At 69.6% G+C, this 23,205-nt stretch carries 21 protein-coding genes and 1 pseudogene; 12 read left to right on the top strand and 10 right to left on the bottom strand.

All coding sequences use genetic code 11. The features are described from left to right. Positions 1 to 52: 52 nt before the first annotated feature. Positions 53 to 1,459, bottom strand: a complete 1,407-nt coding sequence (locus ACWEPG_RS11070) for an FUSC family protein (RefSeq protein ID WP_450115889.1) — start codon at positions 1,457 to 1,459, stop codon at positions 53 to 55. A 75-nt stretch (positions 1,460 to 1,534) separates the two neighbouring features. On the opposite strand from ACWEPG_RS11070, the gene ACWEPG_RS11065 reads away from it, so the two are divergent. Beyond that, entirely contained in the window at positions 1,535 to 2,050 is a 516-nt protein-coding gene (locus ACWEPG_RS11065) for a MarR family winged helix-turn-helix transcriptional regulator (RefSeq protein ID WP_450115888.1), read from the top strand. Positions 2,051 to 2,069: 19 nt separating this feature from the next. Here the strand turns inward: ACWEPG_RS11065 and ACWEPG_RS11060 are convergent, their stop codons facing one another. From ACWEPG_RS11060 to ACWEPG_RS11050, 3 genes are read right to left on the bottom strand one after another with little or no spacing between them, the layout of a single operon-like run. Further along, positions 2,070 to 2,312: a hypothetical protein gene (locus ACWEPG_RS11060; protein ID WP_450115887.1), complete on the bottom strand. Its 243-nt coding sequence runs from the start codon at positions 2,310 to 2,312 to the stop codon at positions 2,070 to 2,072. Positions 2,313 to 2,326: 14 nt separating this feature from the next. After that, entirely contained in the window at positions 2,327 to 3,517 is a 1,191-nt protein-coding gene (locus tag ACWEPG_RS11055) for a fatty acid desaturase family protein (RefSeq protein ID WP_452594386.1), read from the bottom strand. 24 nt (positions 3,518 to 3,541) lie between these two features. Then, positions 3,542 to 4,573, bottom strand: a complete 1,032-nt coding sequence (locus tag ACWEPG_RS11050) for a ferredoxin reductase (RefSeq protein ID WP_450115913.1) — start codon at positions 4,571 to 4,573, stop codon at positions 3,542 to 3,544. A gap of 194 nt (positions 4,574 to 4,767) precedes the next feature. On the opposite strand from ACWEPG_RS11050, the gene ACWEPG_RS11045 reads away from it, so the two are divergent. Further along, positions 4,768 to 5,388 (top strand): TetR family transcriptional regulator, encoded by a 621-nt coding sequence (locus ACWEPG_RS11045; RefSeq protein ID WP_450115885.1) that lies wholly within the window; start codon positions 4,768 to 4,770, stop codon positions 5,386 to 5,388. A gap of 4 nt (positions 5,389 to 5,392) precedes the next feature. Here the strand turns inward: ACWEPG_RS11045 and ACWEPG_RS11040 are convergent. Then, positions 5,393 to 6,115 (bottom strand): annotated as a pseudogene (locus tag ACWEPG_RS11040) (HNH endonuclease family protein); the annotation flags it as partial. Positions 6,116 to 6,530: 415 nt separating this feature from the next. Between ACWEPG_RS11040 and ACWEPG_RS11035 the strand changes: the two are divergent. Beyond that, positions 6,531 to 7,019 carry a hypothetical protein gene (locus ACWEPG_RS11035; RefSeq protein ID WP_450115884.1) on the top strand — a complete coding sequence of 163 codons (489 nt, stop codon included), beginning with the start codon at positions 6,531 to 6,533 and terminating at the stop codon, positions 7,017 to 7,019. Between the two features lie 105 nt (positions 7,020 to 7,124). Here ACWEPG_RS11035 and ACWEPG_RS11030 read toward each other — a convergent pair whose 3' ends face one another. Next, the gene (locus ACWEPG_RS11030) at positions 7,125 to 8,027 is read right to left on the bottom strand and encodes an endonuclease/exonuclease/phosphatase family protein (protein WP_450115883.1); all 903 of its coding nucleotides are present in this window, start codon (positions 8,025 to 8,027) and stop codon (positions 7,125 to 7,127) included. 101 nt (positions 8,028 to 8,128) lie between these two features. After that, the gene (locus tag ACWEPG_RS11025) at positions 8,129 to 9,361 is read right to left on the bottom strand and encodes a PucR family transcriptional regulator (RefSeq protein ID WP_450115882.1); all 1,233 of its coding nucleotides are present in this window, start codon (positions 9,359 to 9,361) and stop codon (positions 8,129 to 8,131) included. A gap of 203 nt (positions 9,362 to 9,564) precedes the next feature. Here ACWEPG_RS11025 and ACWEPG_RS11020 point away from each other — a divergent pair, with 203 nt between their 5' ends. After that, a complete protein-coding gene (locus ACWEPG_RS11020) occupies positions 9,565 to 10,410 on the top strand; it encodes an alpha/beta fold hydrolase (RefSeq protein ID WP_452594385.1) in 846 nt (281 codons plus the stop codon). Beyond that, on the top strand, positions 10,407 to 10,985 hold the full coding sequence (locus ACWEPG_RS11015; protein ID WP_450115880.1) for a TM7S3/TM198-like domain-containing protein: 579 nt from the start codon (positions 10,407 to 10,409) through the stop codon (positions 10,983 to 10,985). The genes ACWEPG_RS11020 and ACWEPG_RS11015 overlap by 4 nt, the downstream gene beginning before the upstream one ends. Here the strand turns inward: ACWEPG_RS11015 and ACWEPG_RS11010 are convergent. Next, on the bottom strand, positions 10,961 to 12,277 hold the full coding sequence (locus ACWEPG_RS11010; protein WP_450115879.1) for an MFS transporter: 1,317 nt from the start codon (positions 12,275 to 12,277) through the stop codon (positions 10,961 to 10,963). The two genes, ACWEPG_RS11015 and ACWEPG_RS11010, sit on opposite strands and share 25 nt — an antisense overlap. Before the next feature lie 195 nt (positions 12,278 to 12,472). On the opposite strand from ACWEPG_RS11010, the gene ACWEPG_RS11005 reads away from it, so the two are divergent. The 3 genes from ACWEPG_RS11005 to cmrA all read left to right on the top strand — a co-directional run bounded on the left by ACWEPG_RS11005 (position 12,473) and on the right by cmrA (position 15,895). Continuing rightward, positions 12,473 to 13,000 (top strand): PadR family transcriptional regulator, encoded by a 528-nt coding sequence (locus ACWEPG_RS11005; RefSeq protein ID WP_450134250.1) that lies wholly within the window; start codon positions 12,473 to 12,475, stop codon positions 12,998 to 13,000. Between the two features lie 67 nt (positions 13,001 to 13,067). Further along, the gene (locus ACWEPG_RS11000; protein ID WP_452594538.1) at positions 13,068 to 15,074 is read left to right on the top strand and encodes an FAD-dependent oxidoreductase; all 2,007 of its coding nucleotides are present in this window, start codon (positions 13,068 to 13,070) and stop codon (positions 15,072 to 15,074) included. Between the two features lie 17 nt (positions 15,075 to 15,091). After that, a complete protein-coding gene (gene cmrA / locus ACWEPG_RS10995) occupies positions 15,092 to 15,895 on the top strand; it encodes a mycolate reductase (RefSeq protein WP_450115876.1) in 804 nt (267 codons plus the stop codon). Between the two features lie 51 nt (positions 15,896 to 15,946). Here cmrA and ACWEPG_RS10990 read toward each other — a convergent pair whose 3' ends face one another. Next, positions 15,947 to 16,789: an alpha/beta fold hydrolase gene (locus tag ACWEPG_RS10990; RefSeq protein WP_452594384.1), complete on the bottom strand. Its 843-nt coding sequence runs from the start codon at positions 16,787 to 16,789 to the stop codon at positions 15,947 to 15,949. 92 nt (positions 16,790 to 16,881) lie between these two features. Between ACWEPG_RS10990 and ACWEPG_RS10985 the strand changes: the two genes are divergently transcribed. The 3 genes from ACWEPG_RS10985 (at position 16,882) to ACWEPG_RS10975 (ending at position 20,675) form a co-directional block, all read left to right on the top strand. After that, on the top strand, positions 16,882 to 17,445 hold the full coding sequence (locus ACWEPG_RS10985; protein WP_450115874.1) for a TetR/AcrR family transcriptional regulator: 564 nt from the start codon (positions 16,882 to 16,884) through the stop codon (positions 17,443 to 17,445). 172 nt (positions 17,446 to 17,617) lie between these two features. Further along, positions 17,618 to 18,961 carry a diaminopimelate decarboxylase gene (lysA, locus tag ACWEPG_RS10980; protein ID WP_452594383.1) on the top strand — a complete coding sequence of 448 codons (1,344 nt, stop codon included), beginning with the start codon at positions 17,618 to 17,620 and terminating at the stop codon, positions 18,959 to 18,961. 79 nt (positions 18,962 to 19,040) lie between these two features. Next, positions 19,041 to 20,675: an AMP-binding protein gene (locus ACWEPG_RS10975; protein WP_452594382.1), complete on the top strand. Its 1,635-nt coding sequence runs from the start codon at positions 19,041 to 19,043 to the stop codon at positions 20,673 to 20,675. A gap of 63 nt (positions 20,676 to 20,738) precedes the next feature. Here the strand turns inward: ACWEPG_RS10975 and ACWEPG_RS10970 are convergent, their stop codons facing one another. After that, positions 20,739 to 22,469: a helicase HerA-like domain-containing protein gene (locus ACWEPG_RS10970; protein ID WP_452594381.1), complete on the bottom strand. Its 1,731-nt coding sequence runs from the start codon at positions 22,467 to 22,469 to the stop codon at positions 20,739 to 20,741. 83 nt (positions 22,470 to 22,552) lie between these two features. Between ACWEPG_RS10970 and orn the strand changes: the two genes are divergently transcribed. Continuing rightward, positions 22,553 to 23,152: an oligoribonuclease gene (orn, locus tag ACWEPG_RS10965; protein WP_450115870.1), complete on the top strand. Its 600-nt coding sequence runs from the start codon at positions 22,553 to 22,555 to the stop codon at positions 23,150 to 23,152. Positions 23,153 to 23,205 lie beyond the last annotated feature (53 nt).

Here is a 23,205-nt window from a genome sequence, read left to right as displayed (position 1 = left end):
TTGCGGGTAATTATCACGCGGCACCCCCAAGACGCTGCGAACTGGGGCAACCTCACGCCACGGCAGGCAGGTGCGCCCGGTCGGTCCGGCTGATGGTGACGGCCGCGACCACCACGCCGACCACGACACCGACGAGGGTGTCGAGGACACGGCTGACCCCGACGCCGGGATCGACGGTGGCGCCGAGTCCCACCACGAGCAGGGCCATCGGCGTGACGAACAGCGAGCACAGCGCGTAGTTCCGGGTCGCCGTCACCTCGGCGGCGATCTGCATGGCGACGATGACGACGACCGACTGCCAGTAGCCGAGCGAGAGCGCGATCAACGCGGCGGCGATCAACGCACCACCGACGTTGCCGAGCAGACGCTGGATCGCGCGTTGCACCGTCGGGCCGTAGGTCACGCCCTGCATCGCAGCCATCGCGCCCATCGAGGCCCACAGCGGATGATCGAGTCCCACCGCGGCGGCGAGCCAGCCGGCGACGGCGGAGGCCATGAGGACGCGACCGGCGTACACGACGGCCGTCCGGGTGCGCAGGCCCGCGGCACCGGCAGCGCCGAAGGACACGGGCCGGGGAAGTGTCGTCTTGGCGATGTGGGATCCGAGAATAATCCTGTGCCGCTTGACCTTCCGCAGCTCGGCCTCGTGCCGAACGACACCGTCGAGCCTGGCCGCATCCCCGCGTTCCCATGCGCCCAGTGCCGCCTCGGCCTCCGTGAGCACTGCGGCGAGGTCACGCACGTGGTCGTGATCGACGGACGGGGTGGTCAGCGCGAGCTTCTCGCGGGCGGCGGCAATCGCGCCGTGCGCGGCCGCGGTATCCGCGCCGCCCCGGACCGCGGCGACCGCGGCAAGCGCGCGGGCCACCGCGAGCCGCGCGGGCCCCCAGGGCAGGAACACGAACGGCAGCAGCGCGGTCACGAAGCCGACGGCGGCACCGATTGCGGTGCCGAGCACGGCCACCCCGAGATCAGCGACACCGGTGGTCGCACCGACCGCCGCCGTGCCGGCGAAGACGAGGACCACCGGGCCGGGGCCCGCGATCCGGAACGCGAAGAGCACCGCCGCACCGACAGCCGAGACGACTGCCATCAATCCGATCTGCGCCCACATCGGCAGGCCGGCCAGCCCGATCAGGCCACCGGCGAGGACCGAGGCGACGACGAGCAGTCCGATGAAGCCGACCTTCTGCGCGGTCCGGCGCAATGGTTCGTATCGGGAGAACGCCGAGGACAGTGCGCCGAGGGTGGCGAACCCGGCCACGCCTCCGTGGCCGGTGAGCCCGAACGCCACCAGGACGAGCGCCGCCGCCAGACCGACCCGCATCGAGATCGCGACCGTCGCGTCCGCCGACCGGATGTCGAACGCCCTGCGCCAGGTGGTCGCCGACACGGAGTGGACCAGGGCGTCTCGTGAGTGCCGCAACCGCGCAGCATCGATTCGGGTTGAGGTCGGCATGACACCACCTTAGCAAATATTTCATAAGTAAAATACATATGAAACGTTGTGAAATCGATCGCCTAGGATGACGGCATGAGTGTTGAGCCGGACTCCCCCGGCGACTTCGTCGATCGTGTCCGGCGCGAATGGGCGGCCGCGTACCCGGACGTGGACACGGCGCCGATCAACGTGATGGGGCGCATCACGCGCATCGGCTCACAGGCGCTGCATCAACTCGATCGCGCTCTCGCCGGCAGCGGCGTCTCGCGCGTCGAGTTCGAGATCCTGTGCGCCCTCGCCCGCAGCGACCGTCCGCTGCGGGCGTCCGAGGTCACCGCGGCGACGATGACCAGCGGTGCGTCAACCACGAAGCACACCGACCGGCTCACCCGGGACGGTCTGGTCGAACGCCTGCCCTTCGAGCGGGACGGCCGAGTGGTCCTGTTGCAACTGACGGACGCCGGGCGGGCGGTGGTCGACCGCGACTTTCCGCGCCGGGTCGAGCGCGACCGCCGGATGCTGACCGGGCTCGACGCGGCGGAACTCGACACCCTGGCCACGCTGCTGCGCCGGATCGCCGCGAACGCCGAGTCCGAGGACTGGCGGTGACGAACGCCACGGAGCTCCGCTAGTCCGGATCGACCCCGGCCTCGCCGGAGTCGTCGCGCTCGCCACGATCGCGCTCCGCGTCGGCGCGCGCCCGCTTGGCGGCCTCCTGCATCTCGATTCCGTCGCTGATCCAGTCGCCGATCTCACGGGTCACGTCGCGGACGGCACCCGCGATGATCATCGCAATCCGGCCGACGTGCGTGGCCCCGGATTCCGTCAGCTCCTGCACGGTGTCCTTGCGCCGTTCGAACTTGCCCACCATGGGTGACTCCACTCTCAGACCGAGACCGGGGAACGCTCGACGATAACACCGACCGGCGGAGTCGACCGAGTGAGGAAGGGAGGCAGCGCGAGCGTGACGATCTTGCCCCACACCGATCCGATCTGCCGGAAGAACCCGCCAGTGCTGTACGGCAGACCGTGCTTGGCGCACAGCTCCCGCACCTGAGGCGCGATCTCCGGATACCGGTTCGCCGGCAGGTCCGGGAACAGGTGGTGTTCGATCTGGTGGGACAGGTTGCCGGACATGATGTGAAACAGTCGGCCGCCCTCGATGTTGGCGCTGCCGAGCATCTGCCGCACGTACCACTCGCCCCGCGTCTCGTCGGCGGTCTCCTCCTGCGTGAACGTCTGTACGCCGGACGGGAAGTGGCCACAGAAGATGATCGAGTAGGCCCACACGTTGCGGACCAGGTTCGCGGTCGCGTTCCCGAGCAGCGTCGTCACGAACAGCGGCCCTGTCAGCGCCGGGAAGATCACGTAGTCCTTGAGCACCTGGCGGCCGGCCTTGCGCCACATCCCCAGCACGAGCGGTTTCACGTCCCGCCAGGTGCGCTTGCGCGCCACGATGTTCTCGACCTCGAGATCGTGCAGCATCACGCCCCACTGGAACAGCAGCATCAGCCCGGTGGCATACACCGGGTTGCCGAGGCGGTGGGGCCGCCACGGCTGCGCGTCGTCCATCCGGAGGATGCCGTAGCCGATGTCGCGGTCCATGCCGACGATGTTGGTGTAGGTGTGGTGCATGTAGTTGTGCGAGTGCCGCCACTGGTCCGCCGGGCACACGGTGTCCCATTCGAACACCCGCGAGTTCAGCCCGGGTTCACGCATCCAGTCGTACTGGCCGTGCATGACGTTGTGGCCGATCTCCATGTTGTCGAGGATCTTCGAGATCGACAGGGCCCCGACCGCGGCGATCCAGAACGGTGGCAGGAAGCCCAGGTACATCAGGCCCCGCCCGGCGACCTCGAAGCCGCGCTGCGCCTTGATGATCGAGTAGATGTAGTCGCGGTCCCGCGCACCGAGGTCGGCGACGACCCGGTCACGCAGCGTGTCGAGTTCACGGCCGATGTCCTCGACCTGCTGGTGGCTGAGCACCACCGGCTCGGGAGTGGACGAGACGGTGACGCGGGAGCCACCACCGAGCAGGGCGGACAGGCCGGGTAGTGAAAGGGACAGACCGAACATGGGACTCTCCTTCGGGTGATGGTCTTACAGGTCGAGGGACACGTCGCCGACGGCCGCGTTGACGCACAACTGGATCGGCTTGTCGGGGTCGCTGTCGAGTTCGCCGGTGCGCAGGTTTCGGGTGCAGCCCGACGTCCTGACCGTGGTGCACGTGAAGCAGATCCCCATCCGGCAGCCGTATTCCGGTGTGAGACCCACTGATTCGGCCTGCTCGAGCAGGCTGGCACCGGCGTTGGGCGCGGCGACGCCGGAGGCCGTGAACGCAACCGAACCGTCGACATCCACGTCGACAGGCGTCTGGACCGGGGCGAAGTCCTCGGCGTGCAGACGGTCGCCGAGGCCTCGTCGGTCGTACAACTCGCGCACCGCGCGCATCAGTGGGGCGGGCCCGCACAGGTAGGTCTGCGCCTGTGCGTGCGCCGGTGCCGCGACATCGAGGTGCTCGGGCCCGAAGCGTCCGTACAGGTCGCCGTCGTCCGCATGCGTGCAGGCGAGCACGAGATGCACGTTGCCGTGGCCGCGGGCCAGTTCGCGCAGTTCGGCGAGGTAGGGCACGTCCTCGGCCCGGTTCGCGTAGTGCAGGAACGTCACGTCGCCGCCGTACCCCTCGGCCACCAGGGTCCGCAGCATCGACATCACCGGCGTGATCCCGCTGCCGCCGCTGACCAGCAGGACCTTCGCCGGCCGCGGCGTCGGGAGCGCGAAGGCCCCCTCCGCCTGGGACAGGGTGACGACCGTGCCCACTGCGCCGCACTCGCGCAGGTGGCGGGACACCAGGCCGTCGGGGTGGGCCTTGACGGTCAACTCGATGCCGGGGTCGCCCTCTGCGCAGGCCGGCGAATAGCAGCGGGTGTGCCGGACCCCGTCGATCACGACTCCGACCTGGACGAACTGACCCGCCCTGAAGCCCCGCCACCGTCGGGTCGGCCGCAGCGTCAGCGTGACGGTGTCCGCAGTGGCGCGACGGATCGCGACCACCTCGGCGCGCAGGTCACGCACCGTGGCCATCGGGTCGACGAGCTCGAGATAGCGGTCGAGCGGGTGTGGGGTGGTCATCGCCTCGAGCAGCGACAGCACGCGAGATCGGGTCCGTGTCGACACTGGAAGCCCCCTCAGCAACAGTTTCAGTGAACACTTGTACACAAATGAGTGTGACAGTAAGTCCCAGGTAGATGTCAAGGGGAAATGCAATGTGACGCCGATAACAGGTAGTGGACGCGCCGTCCGGTGCACGGGCATACACTCGACCGGTGACCGCACCCGAGAGCAGAGCCGAGCGCAAGGAACGCACCCGGACGGCCCTGCTCGACGGCGCCCTCGACCTCCTCGCCGACCGCAGCCTCGCAAGCCTGAGCCTGCGCGAGGTGGCCCGCACCGCGGGCATCGTCCCGACGGCGTTCTACCGGCATTTCGCGTCGACGGACGAGCTCGGAGTCGCGCTCGTCGAGGACTGCATGCGCATGCTCCGCCGAATGCTGCGCGAGGCCCGTCGCGACCCGAGTCCGCGCGATGCGAAAACCTCACTGGCGGTCCTGGTGCGCCAGGTCCGCGCGAACGAGGGGCAGTTCCGGTTCCTCAGCCGCGAGCGCTACGGCGGCGTCGCCGAGGTACGCCGCGCCATCGCGTCCGAACTACGGCTGTTTGCAAGCGAACTCAGCACCGACCTCGGGCGGATACCGGCACTGAGTGAATGGTCGGCGGCAGACCTGGACATGGCCGCCGACCTGATCGTGGGCGTGATGATGGCGACGGTGATCGACCTGCTCGAGGCCGAACCCCGAGACCAGGACGCCGTCGTCGAGCGCGCCGAGCGACAGCTGCGCCTGATCATAATCGGCATGGGCGGCTGGCGCTCGGCGACTCCGTCGTGAATCAGCAGGTGGCGAGCTGGGTGCTGATCGCATCCTTCTCGGCCTGCGTCACCCACAGACCATAGGCGGCTTTGACCTCAACCTGCTTGGCGACGTACGTGCAGCGATAGGACTTGTTGGGCGGCAACCACGTTGCGGCATCGCCGTCCGACTTCTGCGAATTCGTCGGACCGTCGACGGCGAGCAGGTTGCGCGGATCGTTCGCGAGGTCGCGACGGGTGGCCTCGTCGAGTTGCTGCGCCCCCTTCTGCCAGGCGTCGGACAGCGCGACGACGTGGTCGATCTGCACAGCGGTCGAGGTGCCCTGGCCACGAACGAAATCGATGCGCTTGGCGGTGTACGGGTCGTACAGCACTCCGGTGAGGACGACGCAGTCGCGGGTGCCGGGCTTGAACGTCTCGTCGACCAGATCCCTGGCGAGGATGTCGTTGCGGGTGTCGCAGCCGTTGTGCCCGCCCGCGACACGCACGTCGTCGGTCCAGGCGGGCCCGAACAGGTCGCGGTCGTAGCCGGTCTTGGGCGCGCGGCCCTTGACCGGGATCGCGGCGAGCGCCGCCAGGGCGTTGGCCGCGACGGACGACTCCGGCTCCGCGCCGCCTGCGCTGCCGAAGTCGAGGCTGCCGAACGAGTCGGCGTCGGCCGTGGGCGCACAGCCGGACAGTGCCAGCGCCGCGGTGACGGCGGTGACGATCGCCAGCCGCCGGCGCGTGACAGTGGGGAAACTCAACGGGGAACTCCTTGCTCGATAGTGGACGATCGAGTATCACCCGCCCGGTTCCACTCCCCGCACCGCCACGCAGCCGAAAGATCCTGGAGTGACATAAATTACGCGTGTCGCACCCGGTCGACACCGAAACCTCCCCCATTGCGGCGCAACCAGAGGCCCGAAGCGGACAAACCCCGGGACGAATCGGACAGCACGAACTGGACGGTCTTCATGCTCTTTACCTGCGATTTAAGCGACAAAAGCGATGGCGGCCACAGACGTTGACAGCATGCCCGACGTTCGCCTTAACTGAGCCTGCCCTCACGAAGGGCAGGCTCAGTTCGATCATGTGCGCCGCCGGTCGCGTCCCCAAACCACCTGCGGGCACTCACGTTCACCGCGCACGTCGACGCGCGGTGTCACACAAAGGACCCCCATGTCTTCGTTCAGCACGCGCCGCATCGCCGGTGCCGCCGCCGTCGCCGGATTCGCCGCCCTCGCCCTGGTCGCGAACCCCGCGCTCGGCTCCGCGACCGTCACCGGTTCCTCGACGGTGACCTCCGGCAGCAACACCATCACCGTCGCCCTGCACGACATCGCCACCACCGAGGCCATGAATCACTGTGAGGCGCAGATCTTCCCGTTCGACGCCGCGGTGTACGACAAGACCACCCGGGTGGACGAGATCAAGTACCCCGGCTTCACGGGCGGCGCGGCCACCGGCACCTCGATCGAGCTCGCGGCCGGCACCTACGCGGTGATCACGCAGTGCAAGGAAGGCGCCTCCACCAACCCGTACGTCAAGCTGGGCCCCGTGGCCCAGGTGACCCTGACCGGCGCCCCGACGCAGCCCGCGGGCGGCACCGGCAGCGCGGACTTCAGCCCGGCGGCGCTGCTCGAACTGCTCGGCGGCGTCGCGAGCTGACCGCCTCCCGGCCAACCGACCCACACACCGAATCCGGGTGAGCACCAGGTGTTCACCCGGATTCGGTGTGGATCGGGATGTTTCGAGATGTTCGGGGATACCCGACTACCCCGGCATCACGATCCGGGCAACGATGCCGCGATGGTCGGAGCCGGCCAGGTCGACCGCGTCGACAGCGGTGGCGGTCGCACCGGAGACGAGTATCCGATCGATCGACAGCAACGGCGGCCACCACCTGTCCGCGGGATAGGTGCGCAGAACACCGGCACCCGCCTGCTCGGCGGCGTCGCGGACGCCGTCGCCGAGCAGCGCCCGGAACTGCGTGTGGTCCCAGGTTGCGTTGAAATCCGCGGCCATCAGGACGGTGTCGGCGTCGGCCCGCAGCCCATCGAGGATGCCGCCCAGGCGGGCCAGCTCGTCTGCCCATATCGGCGTCTGCTGCCGCGGCCACGGCGGCAGCGGATGCGCGGCCAGCACGGTGACCGACCGATCGCCGGGCACCGCCACCCTCGCGGACAGGGCCGCCATCGCGAAGCCGGGATGCTGCACCTGTTCCGACAGGGGATATCGGCTCCAGATGCCGGTGCCGTCGGCACCGGTCGCGGCGGGCCGAAGGTACCGGTGCGGCAAGAGTTCGTCGAGGCCGGCGGCGGTCAACCCGTCGACCGCCGCGACGGTCAGCTCGTCGACCGTCAGCACATCGACCCCGCGGGAACGCACTTGCGCGGCAACCGCATCCGGATCCGCCTTGCCGAACTCGATGTTCGCCTGCATGACGGTCAGTTCCCCGGAATCCGCACCGGGGTGCGCCGCACCGATGTACAGCGGCGCCTGCGTCCACACCGCGGCGGCCACGGCAGTGGCGGCAACCACTGCGCCCAGCCGATGTCGCGCCACCAGGGACACCGCCACCGCCGGCACCGCCGCCCACATCAGGTACGGGGCCGCGGACGCGGCGACCACCACCGGCGGTGAGGTCACCGGGGCGACGTGCGCGACGACGCCCACGAGCGCGACAAGAACGCAACACCAAGCGAAAGCAAGCGCACCCCAACGGATCACGGCGCGAATCGACCGTGGGGGCCGGAGGTCGCTACCGGCGACCGTGTTCACTCCGGCACCCGGCGCGCCACCAGCGCCGCACCGATGTGCGGCAGGTCGGCGGGGTCGGAGGGATTGAGGCCGGTCAGCTCGAACACCCGCCGCATCCGGTAGTCGACGGTGTTCGCGTGCACCGCCAGCGCAGCCGCGGTGGCCCGCCGATTGAGACCCGCCGCGACATATGCCTCGAGGGTCTGCATCAACTCGGGCTTGCCGGCCAACGGCGAGAGCAGTCCGGCCAACTCCCGCTGCGCGGCACTGGGCCGGCTGAGCTGGTATTCGAGCAGTACGTCCGCGAGGCGGTACAGCCCGGGCGGGCGCCGCGACCGCACGACCAGTGCTACGATCTCGGCGGTCTGCTCGACGGCCTCGGGTATCCCGGCGGGCGCCGCGATCGCCCCGGCGACATGGAGGTTCGCACCGAGAACCCGGCCGAGTCGTTCGACGACCGCTCGGAGTTGCTCCCAGTCGGGCGGACTCGCCGGACACGGAACCAGCGCCACCCCGCCACCGCTGTCGATCACCGTCAGCGCCGCCTCGCCGGTGATCCGATCGAGTTCCGCCTGCACTCGCCGCAGTTTGCGGCGCCCGGCAACGGTGCCGCTGACGCCGAGACCCCGTTCGTCGGCGTTCTCGCCGATCGTCAGGCTCAACGCCAGGTAGTGCGGCGCCAGCCGCAACCCGGTGCGGTGCACGACCGCCTCGAGGCCCTCCCCCGACATCAGGGCCGACATCAGCGACCGACGCCCCGAGTTCTCCTGGCTCTCCATGATCTGGCGTTCCTCGAGGTACGCGGCACTGACGGCGATCGTCAATCGGCGCAGGAAGTCGAGGATCATCGTCGTCACGACCTGGACGTCTGCGATGTCGTCGGGACCGGCGCCGTCGAACAGTTCCTCGGACGCGAGCCCGATCCCGGTGTGATAGGCGTGCAGGACGGCGTCCAGCGGCACCCCCTCCTCCGCGCGGCGGGCCGCCGAGTGCCGCTGTTCGACGAGCTCGGAGTCGCGGGCGGTGCGCCGCTCGAACACCAGCGTTGCGAACAGCTCCATGTTGCGGTGCACGATGTCGGAGATCTCTCCGTGCACCTCCTCACGGGGCAGTGCGCGGTAGATCGGGAGCTCGTCGATCAGGCGAGCGATCACTCGCTCCGTCAGCGCAGGGGCGGCCCCGGCAAGCCATTGGGCCACCGGCCGGCCCGCGATGTTCAGTGGCGGCACGACTCGATTCTCGACTGTCACAGTGACCTCCCCGATACCGGACAATACGGAATAGCAACCTTGATGCTTCCTGATTGGTTACCACGCAGCCACTGGGATGTCACCGCGAATCCCCGACGGCGTGGCTTCCCCGGACTCGCGCGCAGCGCGCGTCCACTGACGTAGGGTTCGAAACACCAGGTCGACGCCCATCCGGCACCGGCCCTGACAGAACGTGGGAACGCATGGATCCGGTCGAAACGTCCGCGACAGCCATCGGAGACCACACTTTCGACGTCTCGACCGCGGGTCCCGTTGACGGTGTGCCCGTGGTGCTGCTGCACGGGTTCCCCGAGACCGCCGCCTGCTGGCAGCCGCTGCTTCCGAAATTGACGGCCGCCGGGTTCCGGCTGATCGCACCGACGCAGCGCGGCTACTCCTCGGGCGCCCGGCCGGTGGGTGCCGAGCACTACACCGTCGACGAACTCGGCGGCGACGTCCTCGGCCTGCTCGATCACTTCGGCTTGCCGTCCGCCCACCTGGTCGGACACGACTGGGGCGCCGCGGTCGCCTGGTGGACGGCCGCGCATCGACCCGACCGGGTCCGCTCACTGACCGCGGTGTCCGTCCCGCACCCGGCGGCATTCGGGTGGGCGCTCCGCGAGGATGCCGACCAGCAGGCCCGATCCCAGTACATCCGGGTGTTCCGGCACGGGGACTCCGCCGAACGCGCACTGCTCGCCGACGACGCGAAGCGGTTGCGCGACATCTACGCCGGTGTCGATCCGGCGCTCGTCGACGCGCACCTGCGCGCGCTGACCGAACCGGGCGCCCTGACCGCGGCGCTGTCCTGGTACCGGGCAATGGGACGCGACTTCTCCGACACCCCCGCGGTGCGTGTGCCGACGACGTTCGTGTGGAGCAACGGCGACGAGGCGCTCGGCCGGGCAGGTGCCGAGCGGTGCGGTGAATTCGTCACCGGCCCCTATCGATTCGTCGAGCTCGACGGCATCGGTCACTGGGTGCCCGAACTGGCACCCGACGCCTTGGCAGAGGCGATCATCTCGCGGGTGGAAGGAACCCAGTCATGAGCGGAATCGCAGTACTCCTGGTCGGCGCACTGCTGTGCTTCTACGGAATCCGATCCATGCACCTGGCAGTGCTCGCCGCCGGATTCGGCCTCGGCTGGCTGATCGCAGACCTGTTCAACGCCTCGGTGTGGACGCTGGTGCTGTTCGGCCTGATCGGCGCGGTGGTGTCGTGGATCGTGACGACCCTGGTCTTCAAGTTCTCCGCGTACTTCATCGGCGGCCTCACCGGCGCAATGGCCGGCGCGAAACTCGCCGACGTCCTCCAACCCGGCGACAACAACTGGGCGCTCAGTGCGATCGTGATCCTGGCGCTCGCGGTCGCCGCGGCATTCCTGGCGGACAAGTTCCGCGCCCGGGCGCTGCTGTGGCTGACCTCGATCGGCGGTGCCAGCATCATGCTCAGCGGGCTCGGCAGCATGTCCGGTGCCTTCGAGTTCCTGCGTCACCCGGAGGCCGGATGGGAGCAGGTGACCTCGACGCTGGTGTGGATCGCCCTCTCGGCCGCCGGGTGGATCGTCCAGCGCCGGCTGTTCCCGGAGAAGCTGGGGATTCAGCGCACCGAAGCGGTGCGGTAGGGCGCCCGCACCGGTAGCAGCGCCGCCAACCCCATGCCGAGCACCACCAGCAGGCCGAGAATGCCGGCCCGGTCGCTGGCGAACAGCCACGCGAACAGCCCGAACAGCGTCGGCGACACGAACGAGACCGCGCGTCCGGTGGTCGCGTACAGGCCGAACATCTGCCCCTCCCGGCCGGGCGGGCTGAGTCTGGCCATGAAGGTGCGCGCCGCGGACTGCGCCGGGCCGACGAACAGGCACAGCAGCAGGCCGAGGATCCAGAAGGCGACGACCCCGGACACCGCCATCAGAATCGCTCCGACCACCAGCATCGACGCGAGGGAGCCGACGATCACCGCCTTCGGTCCGACCCTGTCGTCGAGCCGGCCCGCCACGAGCGCACCGAGTGCGGCGACCACGTTGGCCGCGACACCGAAGATCAGCACGTCCCCCGACGCGATGCCGTAGACGTTGACCGCGAGGACCGCCCCGAACGTGAACACCCCGGCGAGTCCGTCCCGGAACAGCGCGCTGGCCACCAGGTACCCGACGGTGCGCCGATCCTCGACCCACAGCTCCCGAAGGTCGTGCCAGAGCACCCGGTAGGAGCCGAGGAAGCCCGGGCGCTCGTCCGCCTCCTCGGACCGTGGCATCTCCGGCACCGCGAACAGCACGGGCACGGCGAAGACCGCGAACCACACCGCGGCGAGCACGGCCACCGCCCGGATGTTCAGACCTCCGGCGGTGTCGATCCCGAACAGTCCACGGGTGTCGCCGTCGCCGACGATGAACCCGAAGTAGCACACCAGCAGCAGGACGATGCCACCGAAATACCCCATCGCCCAACCGAAGCCGGACACCCGGCCGATGTTCTCCGGGGTCGACACCTGGCGCAGCATCGCGAAGTACGGCACCTGTGCGAGCTCGAAGAGCACCGACCCGACGCCGAGCAGCCCCAGCCCCAGCCACAGGTAGTGGTGGTCGTCCTGAACGAAGAACATCGCCAGCATGCAGCCCACGACGGTCGTGGTGAGCAGCGCGAGTGAGCGCTTGCGTCGGCCTGCCGCGTCGGCGCGCTGCCCGGTGACCGGCGCGAGCAGCGCGATCAACAGCCCCGCCGCGCCGAGAGACCAGCCCAGCCAGCTGCTCGCCGACACCGACCCCGGGAGGTCGTCACCCACCGCGTCGGTCAGGTACACCGAGAAGACGAACGTGACGATCACTGCGTTGAACGCGGCCGATCCCCAGTCCCACAGGCCCCATGCGAACACCTGCGTCCGCGTGACCACTTCACCGTCGACCGCTGTGCTCATGGCGCGAGCCTAAGCCAGCGGCCGAGGCGAGCGAACGGTTCACGGGCGTGGAGTAGAGCGCGCCTCGCCGAGTGAACGGAACGTTCACTCGATCAGATCGAATGAACGCTTCCGTTCATTCGGGCGAGTGGGATATGCACACAGGCGCATATTCATCGAGTTGCATATCGATGGCGGGTCGTCGACACTGGCGTCGTGGCTCTCGAACACGCACTACTCGTCTCACTGTCGGAACAGTCCGGCTCGGGCTACGAGCTGGCCCGCCGGTTCGACAAGTCGATCGGATTCTTCTGGAGCGCCACCCACCAGCAGATCTACCGCGTCCTCAAGCGGATGGACGAGGCCGGCTGGGTCACCGGCGAGGCAGTCGGCCAGCAGGGACGGCCGGACAAGCGCGTCTACCGCGTTTCCGATGCCGGCCGGGCGGAACTCGCGCGGTGGATCGCGGAACCGACCGAGGTCGGCCACCTGCGCAACGAGCTCGCGGTGAAGATCCGCGCCGCCGCCTACGCCGATCCCGGCGACGTGCGCGCCGAGGTCGTCCGACACCGCGACGGCCACGCCCAGCGGCTCGAGGTCTACCGAATGATCGAGAAGCGCGACTTCCCGGTACCCGACCGCCTGTCGGGCAGCGCACTGCACCAGTACCTCGTGCTACGCGGCGGCATCCGCGTCGAGGAGGGCTTCACGCAGTGGTGCGAGGAGATCCTTGCCGCCCTCTGACATGACCCGTCCCTGCCCAGCCCGTCCGATGGAAGGCCCACCCGTGACCACTCCGTACCCGCACCTGATGTCCCCGCTGGACCTCGGATTCACCACCCTGCGCAATCGGGTGGTGATGGGTTCGATGCACACCGGGTTGGAGGACCGCACCCGCGACGTCCCGAAGCTGGCCGCGTACTTCGCCGAACGCGCCCGCGGCGGTGTCGGACTGATCGTCACCGGCGGCTACGCCCCCAACCGCACCGGTTGGCTGTTGCCCTTCGGCGCCGATCTGATCACCCGCAAGCAGGCGGCCCGGCACCGGGAGATCACCGACGCCGTGCACGCCGAGGGCGGCGCGATCGCGCTGCAGATCCTGCACGCCGGGCGGTACTCCTACCAGCCGCTGAGCGTGTCGGCGTCGTCGATCAAGGCCCCCATCAACCCGTTCCGGCCGCGCGCACTGACCCGACGCGGCATCGAGTCGACGATCGACGACTACGTCCGCTGCGCCCGACTGGCGCAGGAAGCCGGGTACGACGGCGTCGAGATCATGGGCGGCGAAGGCTACTTCCTCAACCAGTTCCTCGCCGAGCGCACCAACCGGCGCACCGACGAATGGGGCGGCTCGCCCGAGAACCGCCGCCGCATCGCGGTGGAGATCGTGCGCCGCACCCGCGCCGCCGTCGGCGCGAACTTCGTCATCCTGTTCCGGCTGTCGATGGCGGATCTCGTCGAGAAGGGGCAAACCTGGAGCGAGATCGTCACCCTCGCACAGGAACTCGAGGACGCGGGCACGACGATCCTGAACACCGACATCGGCTGGCACGAGGCCCGCGTCCCGACCATCGTCACCTCCGTGCCGAGGGCCGCGTTCACGTCGTTCACCGAACGCCTCGCCCGCGAGGTGAGCATCCCGGTGTGCGCGTCCAACCGGATCAACATGCCCGAGACCGCCGAGGAGATCCTGGCCCGCGGCGACGCGCAACTGGTCTCGGCGGCCCGGCCGCTGCTCGCCGACCCGGAGTGGGTGAACAAGGCGGCCGCCGACCGCAGCGACGAGATCAACACCTGCATCGCCTGCAACCAGGCGTGCCTGGACCACGCGTTCGCGAACAAGCGCGTCTCCTGCCTGCTCAACCCGCGCGCCGGACGCGAGACCGAACTGGTGCTCTCCCCCACCCGGCGCCGAAAGTCGATCGCCGTCGTCGGGGCAGGCCCGGCCGGGCTCTCCGCGGCACTGAACCTCGCACAGCGCGGCCACGAGGTGAACCTCTTCGAGGCCGGCACCGAGATCGGCGGCCAGTTCGCGATCGCCCGCCGGATCCCCGGCAAGGAGGAGTTCGCCGAGACGGTGCGCTACTACACCCGCAGCCTCGAGGTCGCGGGCGTCAAGGTGCACCTGAACACCCGCGTCGACGCGAAGACCCTCGTCGACGACGGTTACGACGAGGTGGTGCTGGCCACCGGCGTCACCCCGCGCATCCCGTCGATCCCCGGCATCGACCACCCGAGCGTGCTGTCGTACGCGGAACTCGTGCGCGACGGGAAACCGGTCGGGTCGACGGTCGCTGTGATCGGCGCAGGCGGCATCGGCGTCGACGTCTCCGAGTACCTCACCCACGAGCACTCCCCCGCCGTGGATCTGGCCGAGTGGAACCGGGAGTGGGGTGTCACCCACGACGAGTCCGCGCCCGGAGCACTGACCGAACCGGTGGTCGCGCCGTCGCCGCGTCAGGTGTACCTGCTGCAACGCAAGTCCACCCCGATCGGCGCCGGGCTCGGCAAGACCTCCGGCTGGGTCCACCGCGCCGCGCTGAAGAAGAAGGGCGTGCAACAGATCTCTGGCGTCAACTACGAACGCATCGACGACGAGGGCCTGCACATCAGCTTCGGGGAGAAGCGCGAACGCCCGCGGACGATCGCGGTCGACAACGTGGTCGTCTGCGCCGGGCAGGAGTCGGTGCGCGACCTCGAAGCCGGCCTGACCGCCGCGGGCGTCCCTGTCCACGTGATCGGCGGCGCCGACGTCGCCGCCGAACTCGACGCCAAGCGGGCGATCGAGCAGGGCACCCGGCTCGCCGCGACGCTGTAGGCACTAGCCTGAGCGCCGTGAGCCTGCCTACCCCCACCCCCGACGCCCGCGCGGTCGTGACCGGCGCCTCCTCCGGAATCGGCGAGGCGCTTGCCACCGAGTTGGCCGCCCGGGGCCACTCCCTGATCCTCGTCGCCCGCCGTGAGGACCTGCTCGACGCGCTTGCCGCGAAGCTGTCCGACGCGCACCGCGTCACCGTCGAGGTCCGCGCGGTGGACCTGGCCGACCGGGACCGACGTGCACCGCTGGTCGAGGAGCTGGCCGGCCGGGAGATCTCGATCCTGTGCAACAACGCGGGAATCGCCACCTTCGGACCGGTCGCGGAACTGGACCCGTCGTACGAACGCGCGCAGGTCGAGCTCAATGCCGTTGCGGTGCACGACCTCACCCTCGCGGTGCTGCCAGGGATGCTGGCGCGCAGGTCGGGCGGCATCCTGATGGTGGGTTCGGCCGCAGGCAACATGCCGATTCCGAACAACGCCACCTACGCGGCGACGAAGGCGTTCGTGAACACCTTCTCCGAGTCGCTGCGCGGCGAGCTGAAGGACTCGGGTGTGCACGTCACGCTGCTGGCTCCGGGCCCGGTGCGGACCGAGACCCCGGACCCCGCCGAGGCGTCGATCGTGGACCGGCTCGTCCCGGACTTCCTGTGGATCTCCAGCGAGTACACCGCCAAGCTGTCCCTCGACGCGCTGGCGAAGAACAAGATGCGCGTCGTGCCCGGCATCCTGAGCAAGGGCATGTCCGTGGCAGGCGGTTATTCCCCCCGCGCCGTCATCGCCCCGGTCGTGGGCACCTTCTACAAGAAGCTCGGCGGCTAGCCGACCGTGTCGGCCCGGCGTCCCCGGGCCGACACGGTGAACTGCAGCAGGTCAGCCGCGCACGAACTTCAGCAGCGCCTCGGTGACCTCGTCGGCGTGCGTCCACAGCAGACCGTGCGGCGCCCCCTCGATCTCGACGTACTCGGCCTCCGGGAGCGCCTCGTGGAACGGACGGCCGGTCGAGTCGATCGGCAGGATGTTGTCCGCGGTGCCGTGCAGGATCAGTGCCGGCTTGGCGCTCGCACGCACGGCAGCCACGTCCTGCCGGAAGTCCTCGATCCACGTCGGAACGACCGCGTGGGCTGCCACCGGCGCGGAACGGGTCGCCGTGTTCCAGCTCGCAGTGACGGCCTCCTGGCTGATCCGGGTACCCAGGTTCTCGTCCAGGTTGTAGAAGTCCTTGTAGAACTGCGTGAACCAGGCGAACCGATCGGCCTTCGCGGCTGCCTCGATCCCGTCGAACACGTCCTGCGGCACGCCCGTCGGGTTGTCGTCACGCCGAACGAGGAACGGCTCGAGCGACGCGAGGAAGGCGAGCTTCGCGACGCGCTCGTGCCCGTACTTGCCGACGTAGCGGGCCAATTCGCCGGTGCCCATCGAGAACCCCACGAGGATGACGTCCGTCAGGTCGAGCGTCGTGAGCACCGCGTTCAGGTCGGCGGCGAACGTGTCGTAGTCGTAGCCGGTGCTGACCTTGCTGGACTGCCCGAACCCGCGGCGGTCGTAGGTGACGACGCGATAGCCGGCGTCGAGCAGGGCGCGGGTCTGCTTCTCCCAGCTGGAGCCGTCGAGCGGGTAGCCGTGGATCAGCACGACGGCCTGCCCGGACCCGTGGTCCTCGTAGTAGAGATCGATCGGAGTGCTGTTCTCGGTACCAACGGTGACGAAGCCCATGTCCGCTCATTTCTCTTCATGGGAGAACGGTCGTTCTCCCGATGTTCGAGAGAATAGAGAACGCTCGTTCTCGAGGCAAGTATTCTGATCACATGAACGCAGAGGACCCGCGCGACCGCATCCTGGAGACCGCCGACCGGCTCTACTACGAAAAGGGCTACGCCGCGGTCGGCATGGACGAGTTGCGCACGGCCGCCGGGGTCCCACTGAAGCGGCTGTACCAGGAGTTCCCCTCCAAGGCCGACCTCGTCCTGGCGGTCCTCGATCACAAGCGGGCACGATGGGAACGCGAACTCGGCGCGTTCCTCAGCGCACAGGACAGCCCGCGCGACCGGCTGCTCGCCGTGTACGACTACCTGCACCAGTGGTTCTGCACCGACGACTTCCACGGCTGCGGATTCATCAACGCCTACGGCGAGCTGGGGCGCACCGATCCGGCCGTCGCGGCCGCGGTGCGCGCCCAGAAAGCGTCGTTCCAGGCGACCGTCGACGAGCTCGTGCACGAGATCGGGGGTCCGCCCACCCTGGCCGCGCAGCTCGTACTGCTGGCCGAGGGCGCCCAGACGACGGCAGCCGTCTCCGGAGACCCGAGCGCGGCCGAGCACGCGCATGCAGCGGCGCAAACCCTCATCGACGTCGCCATCGGAAGCGCGTGAAGCCGCTCGTCGGTGGCACCGACCGCGATCCGCCGTGCGCACCGGATGCGCCCCCGACCGTCAGCCCGGCGTCAAACCCGTTGCGGGCGGCGTCAAGACCCCGTCAGGGACGGCGACGGACACGACTCGGGCGAGTACTCCGGAGGGTGTAACCCACCTTCAGGAGCCCACCGTGACCCTGCTCGCCATCCTGCCGTCGCTGCGCTCGGCGATGAGCCCGCGACTCGACCCCACCCTGTGGCCGACCACCACCCACGTCGACGAACTCGGCCGGATCACCGTCGGCGGAGTTGCGATCGCCGACATCGCCGACCAGTTCGGCACACCGACCTACATCCTCGACGAACGCGACGTCCGGCATCGCTGCCGGGTCTATCGCGAGACCTTCCCCGAGGCCGAGATCGCGTACGCAGGCAAGGCCCTGCTGACCCGGGCAGTGGCCGCGTGGGTCGCCGAGGAAGGCCTCGCGCTCGACGTGTGCTCGGCAGGCGAACTCGCGATCGCACTGTCCGCCGGTGTCGATCCGCGCCGAATCATCCTGCACGGCAACGTCAAGACCGCCGCCGACCTGTCCGCGGCCCGCGCGGCCGGAGTCGGGCGGATCGTCGTCGACTCGGCCGCCGAGATCACGCTGCTCGCCGCGTCGTCCGCGCACCGCCAGAACGTCCTGGTCCGGGTGACACCCGGCATCGACGCGCACACCCACCACGCCGTCACCACCGGGGTCGACGACCAGAAGTTCGGCTTCCCCCTCGCGCACGGCCAGGCGGACGAAGCGGTCCGGCGAGTGCTGGGCCACCCACGACTGAACCTGATCGGCCTGCACTGCCATCTGGGCTCCCAGATCACCGACGCCGACTGCTACGGGATCGCCGTCGACCGGATGATCGCCGAGATGGCACAGATCCGGCTGGATCACGGCACCATCCTCACCCAACTGGACCTCGGTGGCGGACACGGCATCCCGTACACCGCCGGCGATCCGTGCCTGGACCCGACGGCGCTCTCCGCGACCATCGAGGACGCCCTCGACGACGCCTGCGCCCGGCACCACTTCCCGCGACCGCGGATCACCCTCGAACCGGGCCGGGCGATCGTCGGACGGGCCGGGGTGACCGTGTACCGCGTGCTGTCGGTCAAGCGGGTCGAGGGCGGCCGGACCTTCGTCGGCGTCGACGGCGGCATGAGCGACAATCCGCGCGTCGGACTGTACGGCGCGCATTACACCGTCACGCTGGCCAATCGGCACTCGACCGCGCCGGACATGGTCGCGACCGTCGCGGGACGGCACTGCGAGTCCGGTGACGAGATCGTGAAGGACGCGGCACTCCCCGCGGACGTACGACCCGGCGACGTGCTGGCCGTGCCGGTGACCGGCGCCTACCACCACAGCATGGCGTCGTCGTACAACTCAGTGGGGCGCCCGCCGGTCGTTGCGGTAGCCGGGGGCTCCGTGCGCGAGCTGATCCGCCGCGAGACGCTGGACGATCTGATGCGTCGCGAGGCAGGTCTGTAGCACTCTGCCCCTGGCGCCAGTCCTTACCGGCAAGTAAGTTGGGGCGAGTCGCGCCACGACCCCAGGAGGACCCGCCCGCATGCCGCGCCTTTCCAGAGCAACAGACCTGATCAAGGGCCTGATTCCGATCACGAAGGCCGGCATCGTCGGACCGATCGCCCCGAGCGCCCTCCCCGGCGTCGCCTCCGCCTGGTACCAGTGGGACTTCACCGCCGGCGGCCTGCTCGCCTCCGCCGCCCGCCGCGACGGAGACCGGGTGGCGGTCGTCGACGACCGCGGTCCGGTCACCTACCGGCAACTCGACGCCGACGCCGAAGCCCTCGCACTGGCCCTGCACGACCGCGGCCTGCGCGAGCGCGGCCGCATCGGGGTCCTGGCCCGCAACCATCGTGGCTTCGTCACCGCGATGGGCGCGGCGGCCCGGCTCGGCACCGACCTGGTGCTGCTCAACACCGGCGCGTCCGCGGCCCAGCTCGCCGAGATCGTCGTGGAACAGAAGCTGGACTGGCTGCTCGTCGACCCCGAATTCACACCCCTGATCCCGGACTCGACGTTGCGGGTCGCCGTGTTCGAGGACCCTGACGCGACCGACGGCGGCGACGGCGCCGAGGGCTGGGCCCGGTTCGAGGGCCTCCTCGAGGACGGCCGCGGCGGCAGCGCACTGGCCCTGCCGAGACGGCCGCGACGCGGTCGGCTGGTCGTGCTCACCTCCGGCACCACCGGCACTCCCAAGGGCGCCTCCCGCCCCGAGCCGCGCAGCTGGATGCCGGCGTCCGCGGTACTGTCGCGGCTGCCGCTGCGCAGCAACGGCGTCACGGTGATCGCGTCACCGATCTTCCACACCTGGGGCCTGGCCGGGACCCAGCTCGCGCTCGCGCTGCGCTCGACCATGGTGCTGACCCGCCGCTTCGAGCCCGCGGCCACCGTCGAATCCGTCTCCCACCACCGAGCCGACACCCTGTGGTTGGTCCCCACGATGCTGCAGCGGATCACGGACCTCCCCAAGGATCAGCGCGACGTCGACCTCGCGTCCCTGCGGGTGATCGCCGCCAGCGGTTCCGCCATCCCGACCGGCGTCGTGCACAAGACGTTCGACGTGTTCGGTCCGGTGCTCTACAACTTCTACGGCTCCACCGAGGTGAGCTGGGCGTCGATCGCGCAGCCCGACGAACTGCTCCGGCATCCGAACACCGCGGGGCGGCCACCCCTCGGAACCACGGTGCGCATCCTCGACGAGACCGGCACCGAGGTCCCCGCAGGCACCGTCGGACGGGTGTTCGTCGGCAACGGGATGCTCTTCGAGGGCTACACCCGGGCCGGCGGCGAGAAGGAGGTCGTCGACGGGATGATGTCGACCGGCGACGTCGGCCACTTCGACGACGAGGGCCTGCTGTTCCTCGACGGCCGCAGCGACGACATGATCGTCTCCGGCGGCGAGAACGTCTACCCACGCGAGGTGGAGAACCTGCTCAGTGAACTGCCCGGCGTTCTCGAAGCCGCGGTGATCGGGGTCGACGACCCGGAGTTCGGTGCGCGCCTCGCGGCGTACGTCGTGCGGACCACCGACACGGACGGGTCCGCGCTGACCACCGACGGCGTCCGCGACCACGTGCGGTCACACCTGACCCGGTTCTGCGTGCCCCGCGACGTGACCTTCCTCGACGAACTGCCCCGCAACGCCACCGGCAAGGTCGTCCCCCGCCTGTTGCCGTAGGCGGCTGCACCGCCTGTGCGCCCTCCTGGCGGGTCCCGCCATCGGAAAGGCGCACAGGGCGCGTCAGCGCTTGCGGCGGCCGGTGCCGAAGATCGAGCGGGAGATCTCCCGGCCAGCGACGGTCGCGGCCGACCGCAGGAAGCTCTTGACCGCGGAGTTCTGCAGGATCTTCTCCACCGCGCTCGGCTCGTCCGGGGCAGGCGGCGGCAGATCCGGAAGATCCGGCAGCGCCGGCGGCAGGTCCGGCAGCGGGTCCGTCGGGGCCGCCAACCGCGCGGTCAGCAGCTCGTAGGCGGACTCCCGGTCGAGCGTGGCTCCGTACTTCGCCTGCAGCGGGCTCGCCGCGGCGGCCGCACGGACGGCGTCCTCGCCGATCGTGTCCATCAGCGACCGCGGCGGCGGGATCTTCGCCCACGCCACCGGCGTCGGCGCGCCCTTCTCCGAGAGCACCGTGACAATCGCCTCGCCCGTCCCCAGCGAGGTCAGCGCCTTCTCCAGGTCGTAGTGCTCGGTCTTCGGGTAGGTGCGGACGGTCTTGTTCAGCGCCTTCTGATCGTCCGGGGTGAACGCACGCAGCGCGTGCTGGATCCGGGCGCCGAGCTGCGAGAGCACTGCGTTCGGCACGTCCGTCGGCAACTGGGTGCAGAAGAAGACTCCGACGCCCTTGGACCGGATCAGTTTCACGGTCTGCTCGACCTGCTGGAGGAACGCCTTCGACGCGTCCGCGAAAAGCAGGTGCGCCTCGTCGAACACGAACACGAGTTTGGGCTTGTCGACGTCGCCGACCTCGGGCAGCGTCTGGAACAGGTCGGCCAGCACCCACATCAGGAACGTCGAGAACATCGCCGGTCGTGCCGCCTGGGCGCCCAGCTCGAACAGCGTGACGACGCCCCTGCCGTCCGGGCCGACGCGGAGCAGATCCGCGGTGTCGAACTCCGGTTCGCCGAAGAAGGTGTCGCCGCCGTCGGCCTCGAGATTGACCAGCGCGCGCAGGATGACTCCCGCGGTCGCCGAGGACACGCCACCGATGCCCTTGAGGTCGGCCTTGCCCTCGTCGGAGGTCAGATGCGCGATGACGGACCGCAGATCCTTCAGGTCGAGCAGCGCCAGTCCCTGGGTGTCGGCCCAGTGGAAGATCAGGCCGAGGGTGGACTCCTGCGTGTCGTTGAGTCCGAGCACCTTGCTGAGCAGGATCGGCCCGAAGCTGGTGATGGTCGCCCGGATCGGCACCCCGATGCCCTCGGTGCCGAGGGAGACGAACTCCGTCGGGAACGCGGTCGGCGCCCAGTCCGTGATGCCGGTCTCGATCGCGCGCGCGGCCATCTTCTCGCTCGCCTCGCCGGCCGCGGACAGGCCGGACACGTCACCCTTGACGTCGGCCATCACCACCGGCACCCCGGCGGCGGAGAGCTGTTCGCAGATGCCCTGCAGCGTCTTGGTCTTGCCGGTGCCGGTGGCACCCGCGACCAGGCCGTGCCGGTTCAGGGTGGCCAGCGGGATCCGGACCCGCGCAGTCGAGTCCACGACCCCGTCCACGACGACGGTGCCCAACTCCAGTGCGCCGCCGTCGAAGGCGTAGCCCGCGGCGATCTCCTGGGCGGCGCCCCGCACCGCACCGGCCTCGGACTGCTGCGCCTGTGGCTGCGCACCCTCCGCCTCCGCCGCGGCCTTCGCGGCCGCCTCGGCGGCTGCGGCCGCTTCCGCCGCGACCCGGGCCGCCTCCTCCGCCGCCGCCTTCGCGGCCGCCGCCCGCTCCGCCAGCGCGGCCGCGTCCGACCCCGGGTCCACCGTCATCCGCTCCTCCTCGATCGCATTCCCACCCGACTTGGCTCCACCGCGAACCCTATCCGAGACCGCCCTGACTACTGTGGATGCTTGTGCAGGACAAACTTGTGTGGATCGATTGCGAAATGACCGGGCTGCGGCTCGGCACCGACAAGCTGATCGAGGTGGCGGCGCTCGTCACCGACAGCGAACTGAACATCCTCGGCGAGGGCGTGGACATCGTCATCCACGCCGACGACGCGGCCCTCGCGGACATGCCCGAGGTCGTGCAGGAGATGCATGCCAAGTCGGGCCTGACCGACGAGGTCCGCGCCTCGACCGTCACACTCGAGGAGGCCGAGCAGCAGGTCCTCGCCTACATCCGCGAGCACATCCCCAACCCAGGCACCGCCCCGCTGTGCGGCAACTCCATCGCCACCGACCGCGGCTTCATCGCCCGCGACATGCCCCAGCTCGACGAGTACCTGCACTACCGGATGATCGACGTCTCCTCGATCAAGGAACTGTGCCGACGCTGGTACCCGCGGATCTACTTCGGTCAGCCCGAGAAGGGTCTGGCGCACCGCGCCCTCGCCGACATCAAGGAGTCGATCCGGGAACTGCAGTACTACCGACGCACCGCGTTCGTCGCCGACCCCGGCCCGTCTACCAGCGACATTGCCGCCGTCGTCAAGGATCTGGTGGCCGAATAGACGCCGATTGGCATTCCGAGCTCCGGACACGCTAGTATCGTCCACGCTGCTGA

This window comes from Rhodococcus sp. NPDC004095 (assembly GCF_053604015.1).
This window is presented reverse-complemented; position numbering and strand designations above follow the sequence as displayed.